General features: G+C 45.5%; 11 protein-coding genes. All 11 read right to left on the bottom strand.

Annotated elements, in window-relative coordinates; all coding sequences use genetic code 11:
* On the bottom strand, positions 1–1,176 hold the full coding sequence (locus IPP66_11960; GenBank protein ID MBK9925990.1) for a phosphopentomutase: 1,176 nt from the start codon (positions 1,174–1,176) through the stop codon (positions 1–3).
* A 1-nt stretch (position 1,177) separates the two neighbouring features.
* The gene (locus IPP66_11955; protein ID MBK9925989.1) at positions 1,178–2,506 is read right to left on the bottom strand and encodes a glycosyltransferase family 39 protein; all 1,329 of its coding nucleotides are present in this window, start codon (positions 2,504–2,506) and stop codon (positions 1,178–1,180) included.
* A gap of 16 nt (positions 2,507–2,522) precedes the next feature.
* Positions 2,523–3,752: a glycosyltransferase gene (locus IPP66_11950; protein MBK9925988.1), complete on the bottom strand. Its 1,230-nt coding sequence runs from the start codon at positions 3,750–3,752 to the stop codon at positions 2,523–2,525.
* Between the two features lie 87 nt (positions 3,753–3,839).
* The gene (locus tag IPP66_11945) at positions 3,840–4,796 is read right to left on the bottom strand and encodes a glycosyltransferase family 2 protein (GenBank protein MBK9925987.1); all 957 of its coding nucleotides are present in this window, start codon (positions 4,794–4,796) and stop codon (positions 3,840–3,842) included.
* Entirely contained in the window at positions 4,797–5,549 is a 753-nt protein-coding gene (locus IPP66_11940; protein MBK9925986.1) for an NTP transferase domain-containing protein, read from the bottom strand.
* A 21-nt stretch (positions 5,550–5,570) separates the two neighbouring features.
* Positions 5,571–7,004 (bottom strand): hypothetical protein, encoded by a 1,434-nt coding sequence (locus IPP66_11935; protein ID MBK9925985.1) that lies wholly within the window; start codon positions 7,002–7,004, stop codon positions 5,571–5,573.
* Between the two features lie 133 nt (positions 7,005–7,137).
* A complete protein-coding gene (locus tag IPP66_11930; GenBank protein MBK9925984.1) occupies positions 7,138–11,169 on the bottom strand; it encodes a hypothetical protein in 4,032 nt (1,343 codons plus the stop codon).
* An 87-nt stretch (positions 11,170–11,256) separates the two neighbouring features.
* Complete coding sequence (locus IPP66_11925) at positions 11,257–12,438, bottom strand: glycosyltransferase (protein ID MBK9925983.1); 1,182 nt, start codon at positions 12,436–12,438, stop codon at positions 11,257–11,259.
* A complete protein-coding gene (locus tag IPP66_11920) occupies positions 12,435–13,661 on the bottom strand; it encodes a glycosyltransferase family 4 protein (protein MBK9925982.1) in 1,227 nt (408 codons plus the stop codon). The genes IPP66_11925 and IPP66_11920 overlap by 4 nt, the downstream gene beginning before the upstream one ends.
* The gene (locus IPP66_11915) at positions 13,658–14,926 is read right to left on the bottom strand and encodes a glycosyltransferase family 4 protein (protein ID MBK9925981.1); all 1,269 of its coding nucleotides are present in this window, start codon (positions 14,924–14,926) and stop codon (positions 13,658–13,660) included. The genes IPP66_11920 and IPP66_11915 overlap by 4 nt, the downstream gene beginning before the upstream one ends.
* Positions 14,926–16,143 carry a glycosyltransferase gene (locus tag IPP66_11910; GenBank protein ID MBK9925980.1) on the bottom strand — a complete coding sequence of 406 codons (1,218 nt, stop codon included), beginning with the start codon at positions 16,141–16,143 and terminating at the stop codon, positions 14,926–14,928. Before IPP66_11910 ends, IPP66_11915 begins: the two co-directional genes overlap by 1 nt.

The raw sequence follows: 16,143 nt of genomic DNA, 5'->3' as shown, positions 1-16,143 counted from the left end.
TTAGATAATTTCCTTCAAGAAACTTTTGCCGATCGGCTGTGGCACAAGAGAGAACATCTCGGCTAAAGTCCCTGCGATGTCACCGAGACTGCCACGGTCACCGAGGTCCACGCCGTGTTTGATATTTGGGCCGAACGCGAGCAAAGGCACATATTCACGTGAATGATCAGTACCAGGTGTTGTGGGATCTACACCGTGATCGCCAGTGACAATGACCAGGTCACCAGGCTTTAAGCGTTTCTGGATTTCGGGAATATAACTGTCAAACTGCTCGAGAGCGTTGGCATAACCGCGCGGGTCATTGCGATGACCGTAGATCATGTCGAACTCGATCAAATTGACAAACATCAGGCCTTCGAAATCATCTTCCAATAGCTTGAGTGTGACATCCAGACTCTCGACGTTGGTCAGCACGTGATTCTTTTTAGTGATGCCTTGATGGTTGAAAATATCATCGATCTTGCCAACAGAGTAGACATCCTTACCTGCGTCTACAAGTTTCTGCATCATTGTGGGATAGGCAGGGTTACGCGGATAATCCTTGCGGTGGTGAGTGCGTTTGAAGTTCTCGGGTGAGTCACCCACAAACGGACGTGCGATCACACGCCCAGCACCATGTTCCCCTTGCAGGATATTTCGAGCGATCTCGCACATCTTGTACAATTCATCCAAAGGAATTACTTCCTCATGTGCCGCGATTTGAAAGACACTGTCGGCAGATGTGTACACGATGGGTTTGCCAGTCCGCATGTGCTCCATACCCAGTTCAACAAGGATCTCTGTGCCTGATGAAGGTTTGTTGCCAAGCACATCCCGCCCAATCGCTTTTGTGAACGGGTCGAGCACTGCAGGCGGAAAACCATTGGGGTATGTTGGGAAGGCCACAGCCAAGTGAACACCCATCATTTCCCAATGTCCAATAACAGTATCCTTGCCCGCCGATCGTGGTTGGAACCTGCCAAATGCACCTTTCGCATTCGAATTTCTCGGTACGCCTTGAATATCCGTGATGTTACCCAAACCGAGTTCATACATGTTCGGAGTGTTGAGCCCGCCTATAGCACGTGCGACATTACCGAGCGAGTTGCTGCCAACATCGCCATAGGCCGCAGCATCGGGAGCCTCCCCTGCCCCAACACCATCCAAGACGATCACGATCATACGATTGATTGTCATCTTACTCTCCTACCTTGATGAGTCGTTGAATAACAGGAAACTTCACAGAAAGACGCTGGGCAACGTCATATAACGCAAGCCCAGCAAATGGGATCAGAACCGCATCCACAGGCAGGCGATAGCGGATCAATGTCCACGTGAGGATGTGGGCACCAGAATAGACTAAAGCAAAGAGCATCAAGAGTCCCTGCGGGGAAAGGAGTAGATCCCAAAAGTTTCCACTTCGTTTGATGCCAAGGAACAATCCATACAGGATGAACGGCAACATGATGCCAAAACTTCCAATGCGGGAAATATTGCTCAACATGCTGGAATCGGACGAGTACCAGAACATAAAATAGGGTGAGATGCGACTCAATGACAACAAGGCATATCGCTTCGGGTCCTGGACCACGAACTGGATTCCGCGCCCAAGCAGTTCACTATCTAAAGCCGCTTCATCCAAATGGCGGACTTCTTCTGGGATCATTGCCTGATACTCAGGGGTGGAGAGGATCGGGATGAACTTAGTACCATAAATGGGATTGTTCCCCCAGAAGAAGGCATACCCCGAATTGGTGTTGAGCAAAACCACCTTGTGAAAGCGGGAATAGTTGTAGAGTGTGATCGGCAGGATAAAGACAAGCATCAAAGCGACAGATAAAACTGTCGAAACGAGAGGCAGGTTTCGGGTCCGTTTGAAGCGGGCGATCCAAATCCATAGAAAGAGAAATGGAAGAAAAAGCAAAAAGACTTGTCGTAATGTAACAGTTAATCCAAGAGACAATCCAAGTGCAAGCCCGAATTTGACGTCTAGTTTCTTGTCAGTGTTATCTACCAGTTGCATCGCAAAGAATAAACTAAACAAAATGGCTGTAATATAAAACGGCTCGGTCATTAATGCCGCGCCGTAGTAGATATAGTAGATATACAATGAAACGACTGTAGCGGCGACGAGGCCAACTTTCTTATCAAAGACCTTTTCGCCAATATGATATGTAATGTATGGGTGCAAAATACCCACAATGATCGCCTGCAAAATTCTCGCGACCAGAGGATGCGCACCAGCCAACGCGTAGACGGCAACAAGATACAACGTATAGGGGAAGGACCAATGCGCCGTGGGCTCGCCGGCACGTGTAATGGGCCACCACATTTCACCGAATGTAAAGCCATGTCCACCCAATACACGGAGAGCCAGATTGTGATACGAAACCTGATCGAAGATACCGGGCAGTTCAACCACTTGGTTCCCCATAGAGAACGCAACCACAACTCTCAATAATACCGACACAAAAATGATCGGCATCAAGGGTTGTTCTTTAATTTGACTCAGAAACGATCTTTTCATATTCGTTGTGTTCTCTCTACTCGTAAATTGGTTTCATTGCAGATAACACAGCTTGCCAGTCATACTTCGTTGTTGCGAGTTCTCGCCCATTGGTCGAAAGCTTTTCTTGCAGTGAAACATTCTCCAAGAGTTCGCTTGTTCGCTCGGCAAAATCCAGCGGGGCATCCGCAACAATTACATCGTGGTCAGGAGTTCCATAAATCCCTTCCAAACCGACAGTTGTTGTCACAACAGGCATGGCATATGCAAATGCCTCAAGAATACGCACCCGCATCCCACCACCCGCACGGACGGGTACCACCATCAAAGCGCTCTCTTCCAGATAAGGGACAAGATCATCCACATACCCTGTCACTTTGACAACGCCTGGGTTTTGTTCGGCCAACTCGATAAAATCCTGCGGCGGGTTCTTGCCTATGATGGTTAGGGTCGCGCCGGGCACACGCTTTTGTACCAGCGGAAACACTTCATTGAAAAACCAACGGATACCGTCTGCATTAGGCGGGTAATGCAACGTCCCCAGTGTTACGATGTTTTTCGAACCGACTTTACGGTTTACCGGCTGGAGTTTTTGTGTATCCACCGCGATCGGGACAACCGTCATGGGCGAAACGCGGTCAGCTTTACCTGGCTTTGAAAAGTGCAATGCTTCTTCAAGAAGCTTCTTATCGATATCAGTCACTGCTAAAACATGATCGACTGTCCGCAACAATTCACCTTCATACTGTTTGACGCGCTTCGCTTCAACAGCAAGGACGGGCTTCAGGAAAAAACGTGCATTCTCCTTCATCCGCTCCACAATGGTCCACACCGCATTGTGCGCATCGAAGATGACCTTCGGCTTTTTATCTGGAAATGCAGAAGCCCCTCTGATCGCGAACTGCACCATTGTCAACTGGTCTGCATGGATGAATTGAAAATCATTCTCCTGCACCAGGCGATTGACCGTATCCTGCATGGGGCGCAGATCATCGCGTTCGATCAAAAAGGGACGACCCGTCAGATAACTCCTCGCCATATAAGCGGCATCTGCAATTCGAGATCTACGGATCGGCACGGCATGAACCGCTTCACATATTTCCTGTAAAGCAGAAATATGCCGCACTTCTTCTGGACGAACAAAGGACACAAGGGTTACAGAATGTCCCTGCCCAACCAGAGCACGTATCACATGATATGTTTTAACTTTTGGCCCCGCATCAGGCGGGAATGGAACAATCTGCGTTAGGAAAAGTATTTTTGCCATTCTGTTCTCTCATCACAACAAATTTCGCCACAGAGATCGCTGGACAATAACCAAGATTTCTGTGGCGAGAATACAAGTCAACCGAGATTACTTCAAATTAAGGCACAAACCCATCACATCTAAATTCGAACGCAATTCCTTCCTGGCCTGTTCATTGCGGCTGGGAATAAAAAATCCCAAACACCAGACCAGTAACTTTAACAAGCTCATTACAAAAAATATCAAACGCAACAACAATGTGCTAAAGAAGCCATAATTCTTTTTATAAAACATCATCTTGCCGCGATAGACCATCTTGCGCCGCTTCCAGCGGTCCATGCTACGCCCACCGAAATGGATAATGGAAGAATTAGGCAAAAAGACAACTTTCCAACCCGCCTTATTCAAGCGATATTGCAAGTCAGCCTCATCCCCATAAATAAAATAGCTTTCATCGAGAAGGCCGATCTTATCGAGAGCCGCGCGGCGCACTAAAAGACACGCCGAGCTCATCCATCCAGTTGCCTTGATCTCATTTGAGTCACCGTGAGAGGGGTATCCCGGCCACAACAACTCGCCAATATGCGTCACAATGAAAAATTCTTCAAGTAGCGTCGAGAACGGCGCGAAGCCAGATTGAAACGAACCATCAGGGTTCAACAATTTCCCTGCCGTCGCCCCTGCTTCAGGGTGAGCGTCCAAATATTCAACCAACACATCCAGTGCAGGGCCATTCACGAGCGTGTCGTTATTCAACAACAACACATGACGCCCGTTCGTCGCCTCAATTCCCTGATTGCTCGCCTTACCCAGCCCCACATTCCCAGCATTTTGGATCAACATCACATCCGGGTATTTCTCTGCAAGCATCTGCTGACTTCCATCCGTTGAGCCGTTATCGACCACGACCACATCGAATGAACTCTTCAGCCCGCCTTCATACAGGGACTTCAAACAAGGATCGAGATATGCTTTGTTATTCCAACACACCAACACGATGGACATATCTACAACCTGTCCATCGCCTCTTTTTTGGACCTTTGGCTTGTTTGCTGTTTCAGACATCTATTCCTCACCTCGATATTTTCGGTCTAAATCTGCAATCTCTTCGTAAGTGCCAAGGTCAATATAGGTGCCATCTTTCATGTGAACACCCTTGAACTTCATGCCCAGTGCAATCGCATCATTCATGATCTTGGCGAAATCAGAAATGCCTTCTTCAAAGACACATTTATGCATATATTCAGTGAACTTCGGCCGCCAGACAATACATCCCCACATCTCGGTCAAATCGGTTTGCTTCGGCTTGTCAACGATCTCCACTACACGACCGTCACTATTCATTTTCACCATGCCAAATTTTTCAGGGCGTTCCGTAGTGAACATTCCAAATAGCACGTCGTCATCTGGCAATGCGGCTTCATAGATCCGCTTGAAAATATCGCCGGGCTTCATCAATGTATCAGCCATGCCAAAGAAAACCGTTTTACCTTTGATCAAGTGATACGCAGAATCCAGTGCATGTGCCAATCCAGGTGAAGTGGACTTTGTCTTCCCTTCCACAACCTCCTGAACCACATAGCTAATGTCGCACCCAAAACGCTGACCGCTTCCAAAATATCCCATCAATTGGTGTTTGGTTTCGTTGACAACAAATACGATATGTTTCAAGCCAGCGTTCGTCAGATTATCTACTACAAATTGTGAGATAGGTTTATAGTGATTATTCCGAATGACAGGATACAGTTCTTTTGGATAGGGCAATCCCAAACGAACACCTTTCCCTGCTGCAGGGATCAAACCGATCAATTCGTCCATAATATCTCTCCAAATTGGATTTTATCTTACAACGCTTAATTTACGATCCCGCAAACTAACTGAATTCTCTTTTTGCCGAGCATTATGAAACTTCTCTATCGCGATCAAGCCGCCAAAGAATATCCAAGGCAACACGCTGGCTCTCACACCATCTAAACCGATGTTATACGCAAAGGGCAGCAACCAATCTACCAAAAATGCAGCCATGAGAGACCCGAATACACTTGCAAAGATCCCATAGGCATATGCTTTTTCGAATCCTTCTGGCAATTGCTGTGTCAACTTCCATGCCAATTGTCCAAGTTCAATAAGAATCCACATAAAGCATATCAAACCTAATATACCCGTCTGCGCAACAATATCAACGAATTGGCTGTGCGAATTGAATTTTATAGCATAGCCGCGTATATTAAAAACCTTTGCATACCAATAGTAATTTGCAAAACCAAGCCCAATGATCGGGCTGTAACTACTAATTCCCAACACAACCAACCATGCGTCTACACGAGTCCCCCAGCTGTATTGATCTGTAGATATAAGATCCTGCGCAAGATAAACTACTATTGCAAATACAAACGGTATCGTAAATGGTATGAATTTCCTAAACTTTATACCAACCAAGACGCCAGCAGCAACTGTCGCAGGTACCCACCCCGATTTCCAGTCGTTTTGTTGAACAAAGGCAATATAAAAAGCCAATAACACAACTACATACAAAAGAACTCGTGGGCGAGTTTTTAGATGATTATTGTATATGGCCTGACTTAACGGAAGAACAATCAACCACATCCAGAACATGCTATTCGCATACACGCCATGTGCATATATGCGATCAATAATCGACAGATTGAGTGTTCGACCTATAACATACACTGTTCCAAGTCCGATAAAGATCCATACAATAGCTTTGAGCCACTTGATATCTTGTAAGATATTGGCAGTCATGATCATGGCAGTAACAAGGAAAAAGTATATGGCAAACCCGCCAGCCTGCGCATTAATCGGAGCCTGATTTGCAAAAGCAAACCAGGGGATTTGTCCCATTGCAAATGCAAGAATCGATACGAGAAGCATATACACCGCAGGCCGAATGGGGCGAGACTGTACGAAGCTAAATTTACGCTTCACCACGAACATATCCAACATCCATAAAAAGACCATCAGGATCAAGGTTAAGATGGATGCATTAAACCCCCCTGGCCCTGCAAAAGGTACAAACATCCCCCCAAGGAAAAGGAATATAAACCCAAGGTTTGGGTAACGTAATAATGCTGAAAATACGCCGATCCCTCCCACAGCGCCAATCACAACCAGAAAAACTTTTGTATTTCCCCAATATACGGCAACAACACTGATCAAGGCGGCCGCAAGCATGACCCCATACTGAATCCACTTCATACTGATGGATATTCTACGGTCAATGGAGAAAAACTTCAGGTGAAAGTCAAAATTCATTGGATGTTTTTTTCAAGATAAAACTAAAAGATCCCGTCCGGCAGGTATATTTTACAACAACCGGACGGGAAAGTCGTCAGATACACAACAGGTTTATATGCAAGGATCAGGCCAACCCTGGTCCAGATGCGTTTTATCGGGTGATAACCAGAGAGTCCACAATCTGGTTATTAAATCCGTTTGACGCTCCGAGCCAATAGGATGAATAGGTACAAGTTGTGGTATTACCAAGTGAACCAGGCGCGCAGATAAAAATATCTGAACCTGTACCATTTACACCGGTGACCGAAAAGTTACCCAAGGTACTCAAATAGATGCGGCCCGTTCCCGAATCGACCCAGATAGCATTAATATCCTCGGAAGTTGCATCAAGCCCTACGTCTGAGCCGTCGAAATATAGTGCCCATGTACCGGCAGTATTGGAGCCGAGGGTTGTTGGCGTAAACGCGATCAGGTCCTCATCTTCACCAGAAACACCAGTTACGCTGAAAGTGTCAGTTGTGCTGACAATCAACTTTCCGTCAGAGGTGAATCCGAGCGCATCAACATCTTCGCCAGTAGTAGATAAGCCCACATCTGAACCATCAAAATACATAGATAAAGTGCCACTGGTATTCGCGCCGAGAGAGGTGGGCACAAAGCGAATAATATCTGAATTATCCACAGTGCCTAAGCTCCCAACCGTGCCATCTGCATTGAGGCTGAAGAGGAGAGAACCATCGGGCCGAATGTAGAAGGCATCAACATTACCTGTAACACCCACATCCGAGCCATCAAAGTACATGGACCAGGTCCTTGTAGATGTATTGTAAGAAAGGACATCTTCATCATTAAAGGCTACGCTTCCAGCCGTTCCATTCGATGATGAACTAATGCGCAGTACATCAACGGGTACCGGCGTAGAAGTATTCGTAGGCGTCCGCGTTGGGGTGAAGGTTGCGGTGGGCGTACGTGTCGGCGTAAATGTTTTAGTCGGCGTGAGGGTTTTGGTCGGTGTAGATGTAGGCGTGAACGTTTTGGTTGGCGTGAGTGTTTTGGTTGATGTAGATGTGGGAGTGAATGTCTTGGTTATTGTAGCTGTAAAGGTGACGGTAGGTGTAAATGTTTTGGTCGCTGTGGAGGTAAAAGTGGCTGTCGGTGCAGGCGTATCAGTCGGCAAAGGTGTGCTTGTAGATGTCGACGTATATGTTGGCACAGGCGTCGATGTGGAGGGAAGAATCTCATTATATTCATATGACCCAATATCACATGCGCTCCCCTGTGGACGTACCACACCGCGTTGATCGGTCGTTGCGCAGGCACTATTTACTCCACCTGCATCAATCGCAGGACTACCGACGGTAATCATATGTGTTTGGGTAAAACCGCCATTATTCGCCAAGGAAGCAAGCAACGGATTTGTGTCTATTACATGTATACATGTTCCCCCAACAGGGCAACCTCCCATTACAACACTATCCATAATGGAAATATTGCCTGTACCATCACCAGTAATTTCCTCAGTCCCATTACCCCAAATAATGCTGTTATAAAGTACAGGGGAACTGGGCTTACCGGTTGCATTCACAATATTGCGGAAAGATCCGCCCATGCCTACAGGAGCTATGTTACCCGTGATCGTGACATTTCTTAGAATAGGACTACCACCTTCATTCAACATTGCTCCACCACGGATATTGGCAACGTTCCCACTAAAGGTAACGTTAGTTAACAAGGGATTACTATTGTTGTTAAACAGTCCACCACCACCGTTAGCAGTATTTCCGCTGAAGGTAACATTATTGAGAATGGGAATACTGTATTCATCAACAGTTTCATTCAAAACCTGATTATTGATACCACCTCCGGCTCCACCTGTAGCAATATTTCCGCTAATGGTGACATTGGTCAGGACCGGACTTCCGTTTTGAGTATAGAGTCCACCGCCACGTGCTGACGTGTTATTACGGATTATCACATTCGTCAAGTTAGGACTACTATAGTTTACACGTTGGCTGGCCAGCGACAATACGTATATGCCGCCGCCATTCGCACTAGCTGAGTTATTCGCCACGATCAGATTCGTAAGAGATGGACTGCTATCTTGGATAAAGATGCCGCCACCATGTCCAGCACCTCCGTTCGAGTTTCCCCCAGTAATAGTAAAGCCATCTAAAACAAATGTGTGCGAAAGAATCCCAGAAACCGTCACAACAGAGTAAACATTATCAGCAATAACGCCAGATGTCCCAATATCACCGCTCAAAACAGTATTGTTCGTTGACGGGTCTGCATTGCGTTGAACGCGCAAGGTTTCCAAGCCTGTAAAGCCACCGTAAACAGCAACGCCATTTTTCAATTGAAATGTTGACGAACGATCACTACCGGGTAGATATACACCTTGTTTGACCCACAACTCGCTATTCGGACCGGCAAGAGTATTCAATGCATACTGCAAATCGCACGGAGTTGCCCAATTGGTACCGCAGGAAGGACTGCTAGACCCAGTTGTTGCAACGCGATAAACAGTTGGTGTGCCAGGCGGTGTACTTGTCACTATAGGAACTGACGTAGATGTTGTCGTAAAAGTTGACGTTACTACAGGAGTTGAGGTAAAGGTCGCGGTAGATGTTGGCGCCACCACAGGAGTATCAGTGGCAGTAGGGATTTCTGATGTCTGCGTCGGTGAACTTACGGGAGTTACCGGAGTATTTGTTACTACAGGTGTCACTGTAGTCGTAAATGTAGCTGTAGGCACCAAAGTTGGTGTAAAAGTGGCTATTGGGCCTGAAACACCTTCATACTCATATGCACCAACATCACAGGCATTTCCCTGTGGGCGCACAATGCCGCGCTGATCTGTGGACGAACAGGCAGCGTTGACGCCACCAGCATCAATAGCAGGGCTACCAGCCATCAAAGCATGGGTTTGTGTAAAACCATTGTTGTTGGCAAGCGGAACCAGTAATGGGTCAGATGTCATTACATTGACACCAGCATATCCACCTTGCACAATGCTATCCACAACAGTTATGGTTCCAGTTCCATCTGTTGTAATTTCATCAGGACCATTGTTCCATAAGATACTGCTGTAAATCTGAGGGTTGCTCACAAAACCCGACGAACTCTGCACATTACGGATCGAACCTCCCGCACCGGCTGGAGCCGAGTTGCCGGTGATGGTAATGTTTTGCAAAATCGGGCTTGCACCTTCGTTGAGAATTGCCCCACCACGAACAGAGGCGGTATTTCCACTAAAAGTAACATTTGTTAAGACCGGATGGCTACGATTATTGAAAAGACCCGCTCCCCCTTTTGCAACGTTCCCACTAAAAGTAACGTTGCTCAAAAGTGGAATGCTATATTCATCTGTTGCTCCATTCAACACTTGGTTATTCATACCGCCGCCCGCCCCACTTGTAGCAGTATTCCCTATGAATGAAACATTATTGAGCGCAGGATTGCTGTTTTGTGTGTACAGGCCACCGCCTCGTGCGGCCGAATTGTTGCTAATCACTACATTTGAAAACGATGGACTGCTATACGATGAGCGAACACTACCCAAAGAAGTTACATAAACACCAGCACCATTTGCACTAGCCAGGTTATTGGTAATTATCAAGTTACTAAAAGCAGGGCTTGCATTTTGAATATAAATACCACCACCATGACCAGAACTGCCATTTGAATTGCCAGACTTAATGGTGAAACCATCCAAAATATAGGTATCAGAAAGGTTTCCAACAACATTTACAACTTGATAGGTATTATCTGACATCACACCAACTGCACCAATATCACCACTCAAAACGGTCACATTGACAGAAGAGTTACGTTGGCTTCTTGTAGTTTCAGTCCCAGTAAAACCACCGTATACAGCAACGCCGTTCTTAAGTAGAAAGGTACTATTGCGATTATCATTAGATTGACCAGTACCCTCATCAGGGTAATATGTTCCCGCCGCAACCCAAATTTCGTCACCGGCTACTGAAATCGCTAAAGCATCTTGTAGTTTTGAAAACGCAGTCCCCCAACTACAACCATCGGGGTTAGCGATACTTGAGTTGGCACTTACATAAACCACACCGCTACACGCAGCATATACAGACTGCGTTGTGTTGAACTGAGAGAAAACCAACATAAAGAGAAGAATTGCCGTTAGAACGATGTTTTTCCTAGTGTTCATAAAGCTCCAATGTAATAATAAATAAAAAGGTATGTAAAAACTCAGTACAAGACGAATTTGATCGAAAAAAGTAACAAAAATGTAAGGTCAATTTTTTCTAATACTTTTCTCCAATAATTCTAGAAAAGTAGGCATAACTCCCCCCCAGTCGTATTTTTCGTAAACCAATTTTTGGGAATTTTCCACAAGTTTCTGACGTAAATCCGTTTCCTGGAATAACTGTAGGATAGAACTTGCAAATGTATCGGCAGAGTCTGCAATTACGAGGTGTTCTTCGGTCCGAGCGTCCAGACCCTCTGCACCTTTAGAAGTAGCTACTACAGATGTACCTAACGCCATTGCTTCTAATATTTTCAGGCGCGTTCCCCCTCCACTTAAAAGTGGGGCAATGCTTATCGTGGATGAAGCTATACGTGCCTTAATATCATCCACATAACCAGCAAGAGTTATGTTCCTTAATGACGGCAACGGTAAATTGGCATGGTCACCTGTAATAATCAGTTGGGTATCTGGCTTCTTTTCAAGGACCAATGGAAATACTTCACCTACAAACCAAAGCATGGCATCATAGTTTGCCTTATATTTAAACGGTCCAGAAAAAATTAAAGTATTTGATTTTTTCTCTACATTAATATTTTTATACTCATCCACATTCAAACAGTTAGGGATGATTTTGACCATCTTCTTGTAACTGGGAAAACTTTGCAAAATCAACTGCTGTTCCTGTGCGGAAGCCACCGTGCATGCCTGAAAAGAGTCAAGGAGACGGGAAAGGTACATGCGAAGCTTAAACCAGGTCAAAGCATGTCTGAAGCGTATCTTTCCATCCGCAGAAAATGCTTGATCATGGAACAAACCAATCTCTATCTCTTCGAACAAGGCGGGAAGATTTTGGAAATATGGATAATATGCCGCCATCTGCAACTGTGATGCAATCACAAGATCATACTGTTGTTTGTTCAAGGTTTCAGTGATGGCATTTGCCATATCAACTGAGAAAGTATCCACCACAGAGCGCGGTTTCAAATTTAAGATGGCAAGACGTGCACCCAAAGTGCTGGGATTGAACTCTCGCCAAGGGACGACCCTAACATCCGAACAGATCTCTCTTACCTCAGGCGCATCGGGACTCACTTCAGGCTGGTCTGCAAAACTAAGCAATGTCACATCGTGATGCTGACTCAATCCACGCAACAGGTTATAGATGCGAATCTTTGAGCCGTTATTCATAGGCCACGGGAACCAGCGCGAAAGAAAAAGGATTTTCATTTGATCATCGTTTGCAGGTATGATTCGATCTCTGCCGTCATACGCTGAATATCGAATTTATTTACAGCCGTTTCTCGAGCAGACGCAATCAACTGTTCACGTAAAGCAGGCGTTTCGATCAACCGCATCACTTGTTGTGTCAGGCTTGATGGATTATCGGGAGAAAACACCAGAGCATTATCACCGTCCACAAGGATCTCTGATGCCCCTCCAACACTTGTCCCAATCACGGCTACTCCCGATGCCATTGCTTCAACAATGACCCTTCCAAATGGCTCAGGCCAAATGGACGTGAATAAAAATACATCGGCAGCACGATAGAGGACTGGTAAAGCATCCTTAGGCTGAACAGGTAGAAAGTTTACGAAAGAGACGAGCCTTTTATCTTCGACAAGTTGGTGCAGGTGATTCATATAGTCAGATTCGCCATCTCCAACTATAGTCAGAGTCAGGTCTTTAATATTATGTTCATGCACAAGCTGCCCCAACGACTCGATCGTGGTATGAACCCCTTTTTCGTGCGTAAGGCGTCCAATATATAACAAGGATAAGTGTTTGTGATGCGTAACAAGCCCATCGAGATAGGGCCTTGTATCAATTCCACCGTGCACGATCTTTACATTTCGAGGAGAAATCCCTTTTCGTTTAAATTCTTCCATCATAAATGTAGATGGGAACATAACATGCTCTAATTTCAAAACTGGTCTTTTCTCGCGCGCCAGTATTTGCTGAGCAATAGGCTTCAGCAAGAGTTTTGGGAGCCCTGTGATGAAATTACGCGGCGAGGCATTCCAGTAATTCTCGAACTGGTCAGGCAGAGTAGGCCAGTAATCACCCACATAATAAGCAACCCGCCCAGGCATCATTGCTTCAGCCAGGGCGGATAGGGAACGTGAAAGATTCCACATCCCCCAAATTAAGACAATATCAGGTTTATAGTCCGCTATGGTCTTTCGAAGTAAGACCAGGTTTTCATTTTCTCGTTTCTTTCGGGCGGTAAAAAAATGGAGGGCATTTTGAAGCGATGCAAATTCCATTTCCAAATAGAGTTCGCGTCGAACCCAAATTGGATCATCTTGCACGGTGCTCTTTCCATGGCTACTGGCAAGGACAAGGATATCGTGCCCGCGTTTTGTTAAACCATCAGCAACTTCCTGACACCACTGTTCATATCCTCCACGACTGGCAGGAGGATAAAAGTTCGTAAGAAATAAAATTTTCATTGAGCGCTTTCCGACACATCTGCATGCTTGGATACATCTATAAGAAATTTTTCAATACCATTCGTCATTTGATGGATCGTGAAGCGTTCAAAAGCCAAACGTCGGCCAGAATCAATTAAGCGTTGCCCCAGCCCAGAGTCAGAAATGATGCGAATAATCCTGTCTGCCAGGCCTTGCGCATCTTCGGGCTGGAATAACATCTCTTTATCATAATGCTGGAATATTTCACGGCTTCCGCCTACATCAGAGCCAATAACCACCAGTCCGGCCATCATCGCTTCCACAATAGTACGGCCAAATGGTTCGGGCCAGATGGAAGTAAACAGAAACACATCAAAGTGACTCAATTTTTCAGGAATATCCTCGCGGGCAACTTTACCGGAAAAGTGAACATGATCTGCAATACCCAATTCTTCAACTCGACGATGCAACAAGTTCTTATAATCTGGATGACCATCGCCAAGGATCGTTAACTCAACCTGGTCTGCAAGTCCATTTTTCTTGAGCAAGCCAATGGCTTCAATTGCAGTATGCACGCCTTTATCAGGCACTAATCTTCCAAAATAAAGTAGGCGGATCGTTGATTCTGATGCAAATTCTTTTTTTGATCTCTGATTTTGAAATGGTGCAGGATCTGCACCCGCATAAACTACGTAGGCACTCGATGGGAATATACCGTCATCCACAAGTCGATCTCTAACATATGAGCTACAACAGATCACATTCTCAAATTGTAATTTGGGCGGATATCCAGTCCGTTTCAGACGAGCCAGAGCAAAAGTCCGAAGAACCTGCTTGAGTTGTTCGGTTACCCATCGATTTGCGGATGACATCCAATAAGCCATATGAAGATCTTCATCAATCGGCCAGTAGGAAGCCATATAATATGTCGTACGCCCGGGCATCCATTTTTCTGCCCAGTAAGGCAAAGTATGCGACATTCCGAACATCCCCCAAAACATGACAATATCAGGCTTAAATTGGTCAATTACCTGTTTCAGTTCCGCAAGATTTTTCTTTTCCTGCGAAGGAAGCTTCAAAAAGAAATCAAGAGGCTTGTAATAATGAATGTCAGCCATCAGATGCAGGGAACGTGTCACATTTCCTACATGGATCTCGTCCTCTGAATGTATTCCATATCTGCTGGTTAGAACTCTAACATCATGCCCGCGCGTTAACAGGTCAGTCGTCACTTCATGACAGAGTTGTTCATAACCACCTAATTCATATGGCGGGTATTGGCTGGATACAAATAAAATCCGCATTAATTAGATCTTCCTAAAAACTTTTTCATCGAACGAATCAATTTTGTTCCAATGAGGGATCGTAATAAAAACCCAGTCAGCGTTCGATCCAAAAGAAGTTGAGGGCGATATTTTACGGCCATCAAAAAGAAATTACGTGCGGCATTCGTTTTCCCTTGTCCATATGCAATCAAACCCGATGCATAATAGGCATTGGCGTAAGCTATTTGCTTTAAATGCATAAATTCATGCAGTTCAGGAACTTGGGATAGCCTTACTAAAAGGCGGAAAACTGTCTGGGAACTTTTTTCTAAATCGACTGAAGAAAATTCGCCACGATAGCCTTTTGGCTGATCCCCACATACCAACTCGTAAAATGTTTCAACATTGGCTACTAGATTTGGGGAAATTGCAACCATTGAACATATACATTCAAATGCACGATCTTCATTGTGCGCTTGAAGATACTCAACAGCAGACACAAGGTACGCACGTCCATATGCCCTTCTTTGCGCCTCGCTCCACGCCTCACTGGAAATTGGTTCAGCCCCAAAATGCTTTTCGATAACCTTCAAGCGATTTTGGAATTGCCGTGTTGGATCGGTAGACATACTGCCCGGTAAAATACGATGCCTTGTCAGAATTTTCGTTGTATGAGTAACCCTGAATTGGCTCGTGATCCGAAGCCACATATCAAGGTCTTCCAGAGCACGCAGTGAAGTATCGAATAGGCCCACTTTTTCGTAACAATATTTACGAACAAAAATCGATTCGGGAACGAGAAAGTTTCCGTCCACAAGCGCCCCATACAACTTTTCGGGTGCAACCTCTCGTGCTTCAACCTGAGGCAATGGATTATTCAAATGATCCACAAAGCGATAACCACAGTAAACACCATCAGCATCAGGTTGACTTTCCAGTAGCGAAACAAGCGTACTGATGAATTCTGGCTCGTACATATCGTCTGCATCGAGTACACCAATGTAATCGCCCTGTGCGGCAGTAATACCGGTATTACGTGCGGCGGAAAGCCCTTGGTTTTGCTGGTAAATAGCACGGATTTTGCCGCCGTACGCATCGATCACTTCACGGCTATTATCTTTTGAGCCATCATCTACAACGATCACTTCGTAATCGGGGTAGGTCTGGTTCAAGACGCTATTAATCGCATCACTTATGTATTGAGCATGATTGTAATTAGGGATGATAATGCTAACGACAGGCTTCTGTTTGGGCAT

This window comes from Candidatus Defluviilinea proxima (assembly GCA_016721115.1).
GTDB classification, from domain to species: Bacteria; Chloroflexota; Anaerolineae; order Anaerolineales; family Villigracilaceae; genus Defluviilinea; species Defluviilinea proxima.
The sequence above is the reverse complement of the archived record's forward strand: the minus strand, read 5'-3'. Positions and strand labels throughout refer to the sequence as shown.

Excerpts from the sequence above, each read along its gene's own strand:
- IPP66_11960 (MBK9925990.1), bottom strand. The coding sequence starts at position 1,176 with ATGACAATCAATCGTATGATCGTGATCGTCTTGGATGGTGTTGGGGCA.
- IPP66_11955 (MBK9925989.1), bottom strand. The coding sequence starts at position 2,506 with ATGAAAAGATCGTTTCTGAGTCAAATTAAAGAACAACCCTTGATGCCG.
- IPP66_11950 (MBK9925988.1), bottom strand. The coding sequence starts at position 3,752 with ATGGCAAAAATACTTTTCCTAACGCAGATTGTTCCATTCCCGCCTGAT.
- IPP66_11945 (MBK9925987.1), bottom strand. The coding sequence starts at position 4,796 with ATGTCTGAAACAGCAAACAAGCCAAAGGTCCAAAAAAGAGGCGATGGA.
- IPP66_11940 (MBK9925986.1), bottom strand. The coding sequence starts at position 5,549 with ATGGACGAATTGATCGGTTTGATCCCTGCAGCAGGGAAAGGTGTTCGT.
- IPP66_11935 (MBK9925985.1), bottom strand. The coding sequence starts at position 7,004 with ATGAATTTTGACTTTCACCTGAAGTTTTTCTCCATTGACCGTAGAATA.
- IPP66_11930 (MBK9925984.1), bottom strand. The coding sequence starts at position 11,169 with ATGAACACTAGGAAAAACATCGTTCTAACGGCAATTCTTCTCTTTATG.
- IPP66_11925 (MBK9925983.1), bottom strand. The coding sequence starts at position 12,438 with ATGAAAATCCTTTTTCTTTCGCGCTGGTTCCCGTGGCCTATGAATAAC.
- IPP66_11920 (MBK9925982.1), bottom strand. The coding sequence starts at position 13,661 with ATGAAAATTTTATTTCTTACGAACTTTTATCCTCCTGCCAGTCGTGGA.
- IPP66_11915 (MBK9925981.1), bottom strand. The coding sequence starts at position 14,926 with ATGCGGATTTTATTTGTATCCAGCCAATACCCGCCATATGAATTAGGT.
- IPP66_11910 (MBK9925980.1), bottom strand. The coding sequence starts at position 16,143 with ATGCCCAAACAGAAGCCTGTCGTTAGCATTATCATCCCTAATTACAAT.